General features: G+C 59.3%; 10 protein-coding genes. 1 reads left to right on the forward strand and 9 read right to left on the reverse strand.

Features of this window, described 5'->3' with window-relative positions:
- Positions 1–520: 520 nt before the first annotated feature.
- From IRZ24_RS08175 to IRZ24_RS08185, 3 genes are all read right to left on the reverse strand, one after another.
- Entirely contained in the window at positions 521–994 is a 474-nt protein-coding gene (locus IRZ24_RS08175) for a nuclear transport factor 2 family protein (protein ID WP_297162329.1), read from the reverse strand.
- Positions 995–1,644: 650 nt separating this feature from the next.
- On the reverse strand, positions 1,645–3,438 hold the full coding sequence (locus IRZ24_RS08180) for a VWA domain-containing protein (protein ID WP_297162334.1): 1,794 nt from the start codon (positions 3,436–3,438) through the stop codon (positions 1,645–1,647).
- Between the two features lie 121 nt (positions 3,439–3,559).
- On the reverse strand, positions 3,560–5,980 hold the full coding sequence (locus IRZ24_RS08185; protein ID WP_297162337.1) for a protein kinase: 2,421 nt from the start codon (positions 5,978–5,980) through the stop codon (positions 3,560–3,562).
- A gap of 1,374 nt (positions 5,981–7,354) precedes the next feature.
- On the opposite strand from IRZ24_RS08185, the gene yedA reads away from it, so the two are divergent.
- Entirely contained in the window at positions 7,355–8,377 is a 1,023-nt protein-coding gene (yedA, locus tag IRZ24_RS08190) for a drug/metabolite exporter YedA (RefSeq protein ID WP_297162340.1), read from the forward strand.
- 155 nt (positions 8,378–8,532) lie between these two features.
- Here the strand turns inward: yedA and IRZ24_RS08195 are convergent, their stop codons facing one another.
- The 6 genes from IRZ24_RS08195 to IRZ24_RS08220 form a co-directional block, all read right to left on the reverse strand.
- Complete coding sequence (locus tag IRZ24_RS08195; protein WP_297162342.1) at positions 8,533–9,501, reverse strand: aldo/keto reductase; 969 nt, start codon at positions 9,499–9,501, stop codon at positions 8,533–8,535.
- Positions 9,502–9,840: 339 nt separating this feature from the next.
- A complete protein-coding gene (locus IRZ24_RS08200; protein WP_297162344.1) occupies positions 9,841–10,026 on the reverse strand; it encodes a hypothetical protein in 186 nt (61 codons plus the stop codon).
- 215 nt (positions 10,027–10,241) lie between these two features.
- A complete protein-coding gene (locus IRZ24_RS08205) occupies positions 10,242–11,237 on the reverse strand; it encodes a helix-turn-helix domain-containing protein (protein ID WP_297162346.1) in 996 nt (331 codons plus the stop codon).
- A gap of 465 nt (positions 11,238–11,702) precedes the next feature.
- On the reverse strand, positions 11,703–13,493 hold the full coding sequence (locus IRZ24_RS08210) for a hypothetical protein (protein ID WP_297162348.1): 1,791 nt from the start codon (positions 13,491–13,493) through the stop codon (positions 11,703–11,705).
- A 365-nt stretch (positions 13,494–13,858) separates the two neighbouring features.
- Entirely contained in the window at positions 13,859–14,242 is a 384-nt protein-coding gene (locus IRZ24_RS08215) for a hypothetical protein (RefSeq protein WP_297162350.1), read from the reverse strand.
- A complete protein-coding gene (locus tag IRZ24_RS08220) occupies positions 14,226–14,612 on the reverse strand; it encodes a DUF2089 domain-containing protein (protein WP_297162352.1) in 387 nt (128 codons plus the stop codon). The genes IRZ24_RS08215 and IRZ24_RS08220 overlap by 17 nt, the downstream gene beginning before the upstream one ends.
- Positions 14,613–14,782 lie beyond the last annotated feature (170 nt).

Raw genomic sequence — 14,782 nt, forward strand, 5'->3', positions numbered from 1 at the left:
ATCGTTTTGTTAATGCAAACGAATGGGAGAGGGAATCAGGCTCAATGGTCCACAGATCCAGATCAACAAGCGGGCGGATCGATAGATGATAGTATACTTCACCCGTCAGGCCTGGTTGAGCGTGTTCCGGGAGACGCGGGAAGGATGAGGAGGGAGACAGCACGTCAGGGAAGAGGAATCCGGGTCGGGGAGCAACGGCCCCCTGGATGAGAGAGTGAGCGGTGGCTCTTCAACTCGCTTTCCTTTCCAGGAGAGCAATCAATACGCGGCTGACTAGGAGAAGCCGCGAAGTGTTTTCTTTGCTTAACAGAGAAGTAAGGAAGCCAGTCTGAGGATCGACCCTCCAATCTGGCCAGATGGCATGAGCCTTGATCAGGCCAGACCGAGGGCTGCAGTCCTTTCCAGCCTGGTCGGCCCGTGGGCTTCTGCCCCGGTTGAACAGGGCTTTTCCTTAAGCCAGATATGATGCGCTCTGACGGCACTGGCCCTTGTCTGCTTTGCTCCGCGCTGCGGATTGAGCCTAGAGCCTGAAAGGGAGCCAACGCAGCGGTGGAAAGACCTGCTCGACGATTGAAAAATGGTCGTAGTAGTCACTCTGGCGCAGAATCAGGCCCTGCCTGACAGTAAAGATGCTGACACCATCAACTTGAAATGGCCGCGAGAGCCAGGATTGACCTAGCAGGCGCGGCGTGGTACCGGAGGCGATCCAGCAGATTGCGGCCTGCCCATCTCCAAAGAAGCGACGTGTAGGTGTGTATTGGATGGTCGGCATGCTGGCAAAGCGCTGGCTGAACCAGCGTGCGATCTCTCGATGGCCTCGACGTGCGTGGCGCATGCCGGTGTCGAAGAGTTCGGCTCCATCGTGATAGAGGGCGACTAGCTCGTCGACGTCGTGAGCATTGAATGCAACGATCCAGCGATTGATGAGAATAGGCAGCTCCATGCCGGCAGGCATAGGGCCGCTCTGCTCAAAGCTGTCTCGGTTGGTTCGCACGCCACTTTCTCCTCTGCTTCTGCTGCTCTCTGACGATGGCTTCCTCGTTCTCTGTATTGTAGCGCAGGAGAAGAGCTAGCACAAATGCCTTGGGAGGTTGAGGACGAGCCTCGCTGCTGCTTATGCCACCAGGCCCGAGAGCCAGCAGGCAGACCGCCGCCTAGATAAGAGAGAGCGCTCAGGCGAGAGGCAAGCAGCTTTGAGCTGCCGCTAGCTGTTCTCCTCTCCCAGCGCCAAGAGAGAGCAGGTCGTCTCTGGATGCTGTTGGGTAGGCCGCCGACAGCGAGTGCCTTAGCTCTATCGCCACCAGGCTGCTTTGACAAGGTCAGGGTTAGCTGGGCCTGATTACCAATTCTCGCCAAGAGCGTCGTCTTTCGTGATGGGGAGTGCTTCCCGTGGGCTTCGGCAGCGGAGACCGAGAGTAGCACGGGAGGCGTTCCTTTCCTCCCTTTTCTGCTCGTTGGCACCATCAGCAAGACGCTGACTCGTCCCGGCCTGGACTGTAGGCGGTGAGACGGCACCTAGGTTGATAAGGGAAGGCCCATGAATTCGCTGATGTATCTGAACAGAGCAAGCAAGCAAGCGACTCAGACCAGCGAGCTGATTGCCCCCTCTCGGTCGGCCTTAGTCTCGGCCTCGGCCAGGTGCCCTTAGAAGAAGAGGCTGATCTGATCGTAGACCGTGCGGATGTTCTGCGGTGTGCCAGCATATTCCTGGGCACCGGTGGCTGCTGCGATCGACTTCAGCGCGTCCGCATCGGCATCGTTGCCATAGGCGATGGTGAAGACCTTGATTCCTCTGCCGGCGTCCTCCCCCTGCGGCGTGATGCGCTGGAGCAGTTCATTGAGAGAAAGTTTGCTGACGTTATCTTGCCCATCGGTCAGAACGACCACCGCCTTGATGTCATTGGTGGTGAAGCGGCTGAGCGCCTGGACTTGTTCAGCAATCGTATCGAACAGGCGGGTACCGCCGTCCGCTGTAATGGCAGCGATCTGTCGGAGGACTTGCTGACGCTTGGCACCAACTGGCGAGAGCGGACTGATGACGCTGGCTTGATCACTGAAGGTCGTCAGTCCAAGTATGTCGTCGTCGCTCATAAGCCGCACAAAGTCGCTGAGGCCCTGCCGCGCGGCGTCGATCTTGCTCATCCCGTTGAAGCCCTCGTTCATGCTCCCCGAGGTATCTAGAATGAGCATGGCGGCGACATGGCGTTTCTGGGCCTGCCAGGTGTTCTCAATGGCATTGACCACGTCCACCGAGGGAACCTGCAGGGTGGTCCGCGGTTGCTCTGGGTCGACGCCGTGAGCGCTGTCAATGGGAGCGCCAAGAGCTATCGAGGGGACTGCAGGACGAAAGCCGTAGCGTAGGGCCTTGGCTTGCTGCTGGGGCGCCAGCAAGAAGGCTTGCAGGACTTCAGCAGCGCTCTCTTTGGCCGGCGTCAGCCAGCCGCCGTGGAGAATGGCATAGGGGTGATCGCTGTAGAAAGTGCCTTCTTTGGGGTAGATAGCCACGACGGGAAAGGGAAGATGGGGATAGCTGTGGCCGTCATTGGCTTCAACAACTAGGTTTTCGTACATGACCGCCGCGCTGAGAAAGCTGGGCCCTTTGTTGAACATTTCATCGGCAAAGAAGCCGGTGCTGTCGCCATAGTGAATGACCGATTTTTCGATGTCGGCGATAAAGTTGCGGACGCGCAGATCCTGGATATCTGCCAGGGTAAGCCCGCGCTGCTTGCCTAGAGCGGCATAGCTCATGGCGATGATGGCGTCAAGCCCGGAGTTGGAATATGCAGGATGAGTGTGGCCGAATTTGAAGCTGCCCGCTTCGGGATGACCATAGGCGGCCCACCCCCGCGGATCGTCTCCCAGACGCGCGATGTCGCTCCAGCCGATGGCGCGTTGTGGCCAGCCCAGCGCTGCAGCTAGCGGTTTCCACATGGCGATGACGACAGGGCTGCTGACCAGTGAGGGCGTGGCCTTGGCTCCCATGTCGATCAGGTCTCGCCCGGTCTTCTGGTGCCAGCGGGCATTGAGCAGGCTGAGCCAGACGCTGCCGGCAGGACTCCAGACGTCAGGCTGGATACTGCCATTGAGGATCTGCTCAAGGGAGGCACCGGAGCCAATGGGAATGGCGTTGACGGTGATAATACCATCACAGGCTGCGTAATGGTGGTGGTTAAAGTCCGCAATAACATCACTCATCCAGGCTTCTTTCTCGGAGCCGTAGTAGAGGGTGAGAGTCACTGGATCATGCGAATGGTGTCGACAGGTCACCGCATAGGGGGCCGGTGTGGGCGTCGGCGAAGCGGTGACGCTCCAGGGCGCATCACAGCTCAGCAGCAGTGTGAAGAGCAACAATAAAGCACAGGTAGAGCAAAAGAGACTGATCCAGAGCGTTCTCCGCCTCCGCCTGCTGAGGGTCGCACGATCGTGTTCTCTGTCCATGGTCCTTGACGATCCTTTCGTGTCAAAAGCATGAGGCAGCTTGATAATTAGCTGGGGCTGCATCTCTCACAGCCCTGGGGGCCGCGCTTCTCCTCTGCCTGTTCCCCTTCTGCCAGGCCAGCTAACTGGGGGCTGTGGCACTATTGCCGTAGGCGCTGAGCCACTCTTGAAGCAAGGTATCGGTCACAGGGCCGGCTGGCGGCTGTGCCTCGGGGCCAAGCTGCGTTGGTATCTTGAGACTGCCCGCCAGGCCGAGAAAAGGATTGTCCTCAACGCGGTCGTAGATGGTGACCGTGGCGTTGGTGGGTCGGAAGCCGCTTTTGAGGGCTTCACGCTGCTGCTCCTCGCCGAGGAGGAAGTCGCGAAAGAGAAGTGCCGCTTCTTGCTGCTCACTGGTGACCCATTCGGCGTCAAGGATGGCAAAGGGATGATCGCTCAGCAGATTGAGGCCTGGATAGAAGGGGAGTAGGGCCATGCCCTGGCGCTGATGGGCTTCCGCCTGACAGGTCAGCACGAGGTTTTCGTAGGTGAAGGCCAGATCATAGGAGGATGGCCCTTTGAGGATGACTTCACGCTCTAGATAGGTGCCGCTACTGCGCCCAAATTGGGTGACGGCTCCCTCAATATCTCCGAAGTAGCGCAGAAAACCCTTGTCACGTACCTGGTCGCTGGTAAGGCCTCGCTGTTGATGGAAGTAGGCATAGGCCAGCAGGGTAATGCTCAGCAGGCCGCTATTCGACTGATCGGGACGAGTCTGGGCCAGCTTGACCTGACCCCAGTCGCCAGGCCCCCCCAGGTCCTGCCAGCCGTTTTTGAGGAGAACGGCGCTGTGAATGGCCTCCCAGTCAATGGTGCGGTAACGCTGAAGCAGGAGGCGCGCGCGCTCTTCCCAGACTGCAAAGACCAGGGGGCTGAAGACGAGCGAGCGTGGTGATAGGTCTGCTGAGGAGGCCACGATCTCTTTGCCTCCGTGGGCGGCCTTCCAGGCATCATTAAGCTGGTTGAGTTCCAGTGTGCTGGCCGGACTCCAGGCGATGGGCCGCAGTTGGCCATTGAGAATGCGGCCTCGGGCATCGAGCGAGCCACGCTCTTCGACTTGCGGCAGGGTGATGCGTTTGCCACGCAGGGTCACCCCGCGCTGGTTAAAGGCTGCGATGGCGGTGCTGATCCAGCTTTCTTTTTCGGTGCTGTAGACAAAGCTGAGAGCAATCTGCCCGGCCACTCCCGTCGTTCCTCCGCTACTTTGGCGCGAGAGGAAGAAAGGGAGGCTGAGCAGGCCAGCGCCCGCGACAAGGCTCATTGTCCCTGCGGTCAGCAGCAGGCGGCGCGAGATGCGTCTCCCTCCTCGAACGGCAAGCTGCGCCTGGGGTCCCTGGCCCGGCGTTACGGGTAATGGGGTTACCGGCGTCGGTGGACTGCCGGAGGGCAGCGGCGTCACTGGCAGAGCGCTCACCGGTGGCGGGGACACGGGCGAGGCTGTTCGCCCAGTCGCGGCGACATTGGGCAGGCCAGAAAGGGAGCCTTTCATGGCGCCAGGGGTGCTGAAGCCAGCAGCCAGGATTGCCATGTACATGTCAGCGGCAGTTTGATAGCGTTGGGCTGGATCTTCAGCCATCGCCGTCAGGATGATCTCTTCACTGGCGGCAGAGATTTGCGGGTTCAAGGCGCGTGGGGTCTGAAAGAGGCTAGGATTGAGGCGCCTGGCCGGGGCGTCAAGGGGTAGCTCACCGGTGAGGAGCTCGTAGAGCGTGGCCCCCAGGGCGTAGATGTCGGAGCGCGCATCGCTTTGACCGCGCCCGTACTGCTCTAGTGGAGCATAGCCCTGAGAGCCGAGCAGGGTGGTGTCACGTGTGACCTGGCTCTTAAAGATGCGGGCGATGCCGAAATCAATGAGCTTGAGCTGCCCTTCTGGAGTCAGCATGATATTGGCTGGCTTCATGTCACGAAAGATGATCACCTGGGAGCGAGTGTGCAGGTAGTGCAGGACAGCACATAGCTCCAGACCCCAGCCCATGACGGTCGCTTCGTCGAGTGGTCCGCCGTGTTCTTCCAGGATCTTCGCTAGCGTTTTGCCTTCGATGAATTCCATGACAAGGTAGGCTTTGCCGGCTTCTTCGAAGAAGTCGCTGACATTGGGCAGGTTGGGATGCTGGAGCTGAACCAGGAGATCTGCTTCTTGACGAAAGTCGGCCAGGGCACGTGCTTTCTCGCTGGGGGTGAGCAGGGCGTCGCCCATCTCTTTGATGGCGACCTGCCGGCGAGCCGAGAAGCGCAAGTCCAGGGCTTTGTAGACAGCTCCAAAGCCCCCTTTGCCAACAAGGGCGACGATGCGGTAGCGTCCGCTGAGCAGGGCACCAGGACTAAGGGCCCCAGTGATCCGCCGATCTCCTCCGGTGACCGCTGACGAGGAGGCTACGGCAGTATAGACGCCGGTTGGCGGTCCGGCCAGCGTGTAACCACAGTTGATACAGAATTGTTCACCGGGCGCGTTCGGGGTACCACAGTGGCCACAGGTGAGGAATCCTCCAGTATGACTCTGCAAGGTTTTTCACTTCCTCGTGAATAGCACGTACAAGCACGTACGGCTCCTCGGCCTTTGATCGGTCGTGATGAGTCGCGCACTCGTGATGCTCATGTTCTGCTTATCCAATTGCCACGCTGCGAGTATGTCGCCAGAGCTTTATCTCTGCTTTACGGCTCTGTTATGGGAATGTAAAGGCTCCATTAACAAATAGGGATACTTCGGCGACAATCTGCCGCTGCTCTTCAAGCGGAGGGAGGGGGATAGGCATTGAATGCCGCGCGGATAGGCTAATATTATGCTGACCTGCAGAGGAAATCGCGTTATCCTTAATCAACATTCTTCCGTGCTCACTACTGATAAAGAAATGAAACCAGAAGGGAAAGATGCTCTTCTCTAAAAAGCGAAACCGTAAAAGATACGAGGCAAAGTCACGTCTTGGTTCCAAATCAGTATGTACTACAGCAGACTTACCTAGCAGGTTGATACTACCATTTGTTCTACATACAAGCAGATCTCCTCGCTGAAGGCCATCTTCGTCACTAAGCTTGATAGGCTCTTTAGATCCCTAAGATCCGGAATATTCGCGACAATATTAGGAATTCTTACAATAGGCTCTCGCCGAGTTCTCTAATCACACCTAATGGAGGTTCCATACTCACTCCTCGCAACGAGCTGCTCCACGGTGGCCCAGCACCAGCCGCGAGGCGGCGGTGGCAGCCTGCTGGTATCCGGCCAGCCGGCTCGCGATAGGTCTGCTTCCAACGATCGCCGCGCGGCTCCTGGCCGCGGGTGCGCATCTTCTCCAACTGCTCGGCCTCCCAGCGTGCGCCGCTCGGCCAGCCGGCAGATCAGGAGAGCAGGAAGACGGGTCGGGCATGGAGCGAGCAGACTCGACAAGCCTCCCAGGCTTGCAATCAGACCAGGGCGAGCCAACAGCGGTGCGCAGCACAGGCGAGTAGCGTCCCCGAGCCGCACGTCGCTGGCGTTGATCCTTGTCCTCTCCCCCTCCTTATCTTTCCGTTCAACGAGCAAACACGGAGCAGTCGGCCTAGCGCAGTTCGGTCGCCTGACCAGAACAAGAGCCAATCCACTCTCACTTGCCCTTTATTGGCTGTAGCCAGGGGACGCGCAGGCGCCTAGAATTTTGTATAGATACCCTTGCAAGCGATCCCGATTGGACTCGGACACCTGCCTTTCACCTCCGATCCAGCCAGCCAGATAGATCAGCACCAGCTACGCCACGGAGCGAACCGCTTCCCGCCCTGTGACGCCAGTTAATCCAAGGTGTCCTAGCATATCGTTTTGTCCGTATTTACCTTATTAGCAGCATATTTATTAAGAGCTATGCGGAGAGAACAAATCAAAACGTTTGTGAGTAAAGATTGTCTCGTTTTGGCCACTAGTCCTGAGCGATCAGGGGCCGCAGCGGCCCGCCAGCGACAGGGCAGCCTGCGCCCTGTCGATCGGCTGGGCATCATCCTGGCCCTGCTTGCCCTCTATCTCATCTGGGGTTCGACCTATTTGGGCATGCGCCAGGCGCTGACCAGCTTTCCACCTTTTCTCATGGGCGGCCTACGCTTCGTCTGTGCCGGCATCCTGCTCTATCTTTTCCTGCGCCTGCGCGGCGAGCCGCGGCCCAGCCGCCGTCAGTGGCTGGCGGGTGCAGGTATAGGCGTCCTGATGCTTGTCGGCAGCAATGGCATGGTTGCATTTGCTGAACAATGGGTCGCCAGCGGTCTGGCCGCTATTGCCCTGGCTGCCGTCCCGCTTTGGACGGCCCTCTTTGCTGGGCTGAGCGGGCGCTGGCCACGACGCCTTGAATGGTCCGGCCTGCTCCTCGGCTTCGCCGGCGTCATCTTGCTCAACCTGCAGAGCGGCCTGCGGGCTAACCCCCAGGGGGCCATCGCCCTTCTCATCGCCCCTATTTGCTGGTCGCTGGGTTCCGTCTGGAGTACGCGCCTGCCCCTGGCCTCTGGCCTGATGGCCAGCGCTACCCAGATGCTGGCCGGAGGCCTGGCCCAGCTCAGCATTGGCCTGCTATTGGGCGAGCGCCCCAGCCTGCCGCCTGCGCCGGGCGCGCTCTTGTCTCTCATCTATCTTGTCGGCGCTGGCTCCCTCCTTGGCTACTGTGCCTACGGCTACCTGCTGCGCCGCGTACGGCCCGCTCTAGCCACCAGCTACGCCTACGTCAACCCGCTGGTAGCCGTTTTCTTGGGGGTCCTCTTTGCTCATGAGCAGGTTACGCCCCTCGAACTACTAGCCATGCTCATCATCCTGGGTAGTGTAGCCCTCATCTCGCTCCAGCCACGTTCGGCGCCCACCAGCCCCACTCACCTCAGCAAGGCCAGCGTCCCTGACCAAAACCAGGCCCAGCAGATCAGCCAGGCGGAAATTGAAATGAGAGGCGAAAGATAACGGCAGACGGGAGAGGCAGAATGTGGGGACCGCGAAGCGGAGCGGAGCAGAGCGAGGAAAGAGTTGGGGGGAAGAGTTAGGAACCGGCTGGCGCCGTGACGGTGAGGCCTGTCCGGCCTCACCGCCAGAGTTGACCTTTCTTTAGCCACGATCCATCAGGGATTGGCACGCAGGAAATTTTCAATCTCTTCCAGATCGCTGGGCGAGAGACGGAACTCTGCCGCCCCGATCACCTCGCTGATCTGCTCAGGCCGACGTGCCCCCACAATCGCTCCGGTCACCGCTGGATGGCGCAGCGTCCAGGCAATCGCTACCTCGCCCGCCGTGCGCCCGTAGCGGTAGCCGATGTCCTCTAGGAGCTTCGCCAGGGCCAGATTGCGCGACAGACGTGGCTCCTGGAAATCGGGATGACGCTTCCGCCAGTCGTTATCGGGCAGCGCCGCCACGCGCTCCTTTGTCATGCGCCCCGTCAGCAGGCCCGAAGCCATCGGGGAATAGACAATCACCCCGATGTTGTGCTCTTGACAGTAGGGCAGAATCTCAGCCTCGATCTCACGATGAATCAGCGAATAGGGTGGCTGCAGTGAGCTAATCGGAGCAATGGCCCGCGCCCGCTCCATTTGCCGCACATCGAAATTCGAGACACCGATATAGCGCACCTTGCCCGCACGCTGCAGCTCGGCCAGGGTGCTCCAACCCTCCTCAATATCCTCGTCGGGCACCGGCCAGTGAATCTGATAGAGATCGATCACCTCGACCCCTAGCCGGCGCAGGCTTGCCTCTGCCTCACGCCGAATCGAATCAGCCTTGAGAACATTGCGCACCTGACCATTGCTGGTCTCATCCCAGACAAGCGAGCACTTCGTAAAAATGTACGGGCGCTCGTTGGGGCCACGCTCGCGCACTGCCCGCCCAACGATCTCTTCTGAGTGTCCCAGACCATAGGCTGCCGCCGTATCGATCCAGTTGATTCCCAGGTCAAGGGCCTTATGAATCGCCGCCAGCGAGTCGGCGTCATCCTGTGGCCCCCAGCCAAAGCTCCAATTGCCCCCACCAATGGCCCACGTTCCTAATCCCAGCGGCGTGATCTCCATGTCGGTATTGCCTAAGCGTCGCTTCTGCATAAACACTCCTTCCGCAACCTATTCGCCATCTCAGCTACCTTGTAGTAGATGCTCAGGAGGCCCTCAATGCCCCCGGCCTTCCCATCTTATTCCACAAACAGCCTGTAATGCAAACTCAGGCGGAAAGCCCGTCCCTATACGATAGCGAGGGAAACCGCCAGCATCATCTGCTGGCTGGGGTGGGGATCACGCAGGCCCTCCTTGTCCAAGCTAGACTCTACTCAGACAGGCAAACAGCTCCCGCTGTCCAGCAGCACGAGGGCTATGGAGCTTTATTCTCAGCCCAGGAGCCGCTACTCACCACGGTGAATGGACTGCTGAATGTCCCCCTTCACCATGTCACCCTTCATCACTCCCGTACAGCAACGGGTCAGGCTCCTTGCCGTAGGTAGCTCCCTCCTCGCCATGCTCGCTGAAAAATGCGACCCAGGTATGGGGAACAGCCAAGCGCGCTAGCCGCATGACCCCAGGAGGTCGCCCCTGGCAGCGGAAGGGAGAGAGAAAGTGAGGGAGGCCATCTCTCATATCTCCTCGTTTCCAAGGAGAAGGCAGATCCCCAGCACTTTCTGGGCCACCAGTGCTGGCGGATAGGGCGCTGACAGGGTGGAGAAGAGGAGTCGGCAAGCAGGCATGCAGAGCAGAAGAGCTAGCCAGGGAGGAGGAACAAGAGGGTGAGGGCAGCGCGAGGAAGCGAAGGGAGCGGGAATACACCCCCGGCTGCGCTCTCCCCGATCTGAACCTCACTCCTGTAATTCAGGCAGAGGCAATTGTAGCAGCTCCTCCTCTAATTGCTGCCAGACTAACTGCTCTGCCTCCGTCACCTTCAGCGGACGATCATTCAGAGCTGCTTCACGCATCAAAGCAGCGACACGTCGCTGGAAATGCTTGAAATATTCCTCCTGGATCTCTAGCGGGGGCATCGCCTGCAGATCAATGCGCTGGAGTTCATAGAACTCATGTGGCTCAAAGGCCAGCGCCAGGAGGTCCGCATACTCTTGCACAAGACGACTGCGCCCAGGCGAGAAGAAGTCAGTTCGCGTGCTGGAGACTAACAGCCCCCCAGCAACACAGCTAGAGCGCAGGATTGGTGCAATGGCACAGCCCACCTCTCCCTCGATCGGACGCGCCGGATAATAGCCCTGATCGCGCGTCAGGTCCTGGATCACGATCAGTCGCCCCTGGGCCACGGTATAGCCGGCCAGCGACTCTGCTCCCAAAAAACCAGCCTTCTGCTCCACACTGCTTTGCCAGGGGCCGGTTCCGATACCAACGCGCTTCCGCAGGCTGCGCACCTTGCTGTTGGGGCCAGAGGGTGGCATACACTGCACCACCGTGATCGCGATGCCAACTTGATGCGGATCAAGCTGCCCAATCGCCTGCTGAAGGATGAGGCTGGCGATGGACCAGAAGCGCAGCATAGCTAGCGCCGTGGCATGGGTATTGAGGACACGAGCATAGAAGGCTGAGGGGATCTCTTCCTCTTCCAGCTCTAACATCGGCTCTCCAAAATTGGAAAGGCCGAATTCCTCGCTGAAAGCTTGTTGCAGCTCCGAGCGATACTGAGGGAGAGCCTCGGCCAATAACCTCAGATTCTGGGGACGCGGTTGTGACTCTCCTTCGGCCCAGCGCGTCAAGGTCAGCGGCGTGACCCCCAACTTGTTGGCCAGCATTTGTTTCTGCCGCGGGTCACTAATGAGGCTTGCCAGCAGTTCACGCCAGTTTCGGCTCTGTTGCATCTAACTACCTTGATCCTTTGAAATAGTGGGTGGATACAGGATACGTTCCGTATACTAGCAAAAACTGAGATTCTTTAAGAGAAAGTGCCAGTGGCAAAACAAACCCCTCTCGTGGCGGCTCCGCGTGGTCAGAAATATTGATAGCGGTTGTAATTATACCACAATTCGCCCCGTGGAGAACGTTAGTTGTGCAGACTCAAGGTCTGAAAAGCGGCATTTAGGCTATGCACATGGAGAGAAACAAGGCAGGCGCAGGCGCTGTGCAGCGGCAAGGCAGCAAGGTAGCAAGCAAGTGAGCGGTCGTCTGGGCCACAGAAACCAGGGACCTCTGTTTCTCTCGCCAGCAACATGACAACGGCCAGACCCCTTGTTTTCTCACTCGGCGACTTGATCTTGCGCCTGTGCTGGCAGAATCAGATACCCCGTTGCCGCCCCGCCGCTGGGGAGCGCGAGACAGGGGCGACCTTAATCATCCAGGGCTTCTAGCAACATATCCCCTTCTTCTGGCGAGAGACGCCCTTCCGCCACCATGCGCAAAATTGCCTCGCGCTCACGTTCGCTAGAGGGCGACTGAGCCGCTGGCTCTGCGGCAACTTGCGGCTGCACCTGTTCCTCATCAGTTCTCTGATCAGTAGATGCCGATGAGGCTGCATTCGCCAGAGAAGCTGCGGCAGCCGCGGCTTTTTCTGGACCGGACTCACCAGGGGCCATTGATGAGGTCTGCCGACGTGTTTGAGCCGCTGAGGAGAGTCCTAGATTGCGCAGAGCGCGTTCCACAGCCTCTATTGCCCCCACAACACCCTCAGCAGTCGCGCGCTGGGCCTGATCAAGCATGCGATAGAGACGTTCCGGGTCCATCTGCCACTCATGTTCCTGGAAGCGCAGACGCACTCGTGGCCCACCACCTCGAGGCCAGATACGAGCAAAACGACGTTCCCAGCTCGCCGTTCGTTCCCGAGCGCGTCGCGTCTGCTCCTCCAGGATGCGCAGCACCTCATCAGACCAGTGAGCACCATACTCCTCTCCCGTCTCGGCCAGTTCCCGTGCCAGATCCTGAGCCAGGCGCTTCACATCATGAGCCAGCTCCTGGCCCAGGTTTGCCATCGTTTGCCCGAATGCTCTCATCTCGCTTTCGAAGTCCTCCCAGGTCCAGAGAAAGGGGCGAAAGACACCCTCAGTCACATGTGGATAGCTTTCTCCCTGTAGGCGCAGGTCTCCCCCAACGTAGAGTTCCACTTGCGCTGCACCGGAGCCATAGACCAGCGAGAGCAGACGGCCCTTTTCCAGACCCTGACCGAGGTCAAGTCCGCTGACCTCACCGCCGACTACCGCCCGCAAGGTGAGATTCGCCTGCGCTGGTAGTGTGAGCACCACATCCTCATTGACATTCAGGCGCGTTGAAGAGCCTTCTGGGAAATCTGCCTGCAGCGAGAGGCTGCCCTCTACCGAGCCAATCTCAAGGGAGGCACGCACCCGTTTCAAGACGGCATCGGTGAGCACTTGGCTGATCTTCAGGTGGCCAGCCAGCTCACGACCATCGAGATCGCCCCCGATTTGTCCAATCTCTATTTCTCCACTGATATCGCGCAACATCACATCGCCCTCGACGTTTCCCACCTGGACGCGAGCCGCTCCAACCAGCTCTAGATCGCCTTGGACCATCCCCAGCACGACGCCTGTATCTTTGCCCCCCTGCACCAGCGCATCGCCCTCAACACGCCCGCAGCGTAGCGAGGTGGCAACGGCGGGTAAGCGTAGATCGCCACCAACCGAGCCGATCAAGACCGCGCCCGCGCCCTCAACAACCAGATCACCCCCCAGCGAGGCAATTTCAAGCTGCTCGACATCCTTCACCAGACCCTCGCCGCCGATTCCATCACGCACGCGCACCAGGGGCACCCCTCGCACCTCTAGATCGCCTTCCAGATGACCAACCACCAGCGCCTCAGCAATACGCTCCACCACCAGATCAGAGCGCGCCTTCCCTAGCTCGCAGCGACGAATGCCCTGCACTCTCCCATCACCAGCCAGCCAGTCTACCTGTAGCGTAGCATCCGCAGGCAGGAACAGCTCTAGATCACCATGACAATCCCCCACCATCAAGCGGCCTTCAGCCTCACAGCTCGGTCCCCCGCTCAAAACCCCATCGGTCTCGATGACCACACGCTGCGACTTGCCAGAACGCACGATTAAATCACCACTGACACGGCCCACCCGGATATGCGGCTGTGGACCAACACTTACCGCTTGCTGCATATCGCTACCTCCTCAAAGGCCAGGCCAAGCTTTTTCAGGAGCGGAGTAACCGGAGCCGGTGAGCAAGCAACCTGGCTAGCTTGCCAGCAGAGACGATAAGGAATCTCCGCTCGATCCTTACTGGAGATCCCCTCGATCACGCCCACTCCGCGCCAGAGCGGCTGACGGACGAGATCCAGCGAATGGGCGACAGGAGTGACAAGGGTGAGCAAGGGCCTACAGACCCAGGCTGAGCCTGGCCAGGCAGAAACACAATTTGCTCCTTGCCGCGCTCTCTCACCAGAGAGCCAGTCTATCAGGAGCAAGTTGCCAACGATTTGCAGGCTAAACCTCTGACGCTCAGGTACCGGAGTTTCGGCTCTCTGCTAGCGTTCCTCGAGGAAAATTTCTACGCGCTCGTTCTCCTCCAAATCCTGGAAGTCGAGCAGGCGCCCGGTGGAGGCCTGAGCGATAGCGCGCAGCAATTGTTCTAAAGCGCTTCCACTAATCTGAGGAGCCAGGCGTGTCGCCAGGCGCAGACCCACCTCGATCAATTCCACCGGGATCGTCACGCTCGCCCGGGGACGATGGAGCAGCAGATCAGTGACCCGGATATGCACCAGGCGCTGACGCGGCCTGGCACGAATGGCCGGCTCCACAGCAGGCGAGGGAGCCAGAGCATCGAGTAGACGAGCGGCCTCAGCGGCGCTAACCTGACCAGCCTCGACTAAGCGCAGTATGCGATCACGCTCCTCAGCGGGAACCGCCATCGGACTGACCTCTCAGTAGGCGCATTGCTTCTTCAACCGTGATCTCACGCGCAGCCAGACGATCCAGAATCGCGCGCCGATCAACGCTGGGACGCGCCTCATTTTCGGGCGGCCCCCCAAGAGCGGCGACGATCTCGTCCAGCCGGCTGCGCGCCGTATTGTAGGCAATATCCAGCTCGCTCGCCAGCTTCTGAATATTGCCACGATTCTTGACCAGGCGCTCTACAAAATCAAGCTGCTCGGGAGTGAGGCGCCCAATCCAGCCCAAACTGAAGCGCCCTTCGATTACAACACCGCTCTCCGGGCATTCAAGGCGCGTCACAATCAGCTCTCCACCACTCACAGGGTCTCTGGTTATCAACCGGTGCATGCTTCTCTCTTCTTCACCGGGGCAGTCATCTCCCCAGGCCTCTTGATGCAATCTTCCTTGCGGACAATTCAGGGCCAGGCTCCGCCACGACCTGCTACCTGGCCCAGGAATGGTTAGTGTCCCTGCTTTTTATTTTAACATAGTTATTCAATTTCGTCAAAGACATTAGC

The organism is Thermogemmatispora sp. (assembly GCF_019683755.1).
Lineage (GTDB): Bacteria > Chloroflexota > Ktedonobacteria > Ktedonobacterales > Ktedonobacteraceae > Thermogemmatispora.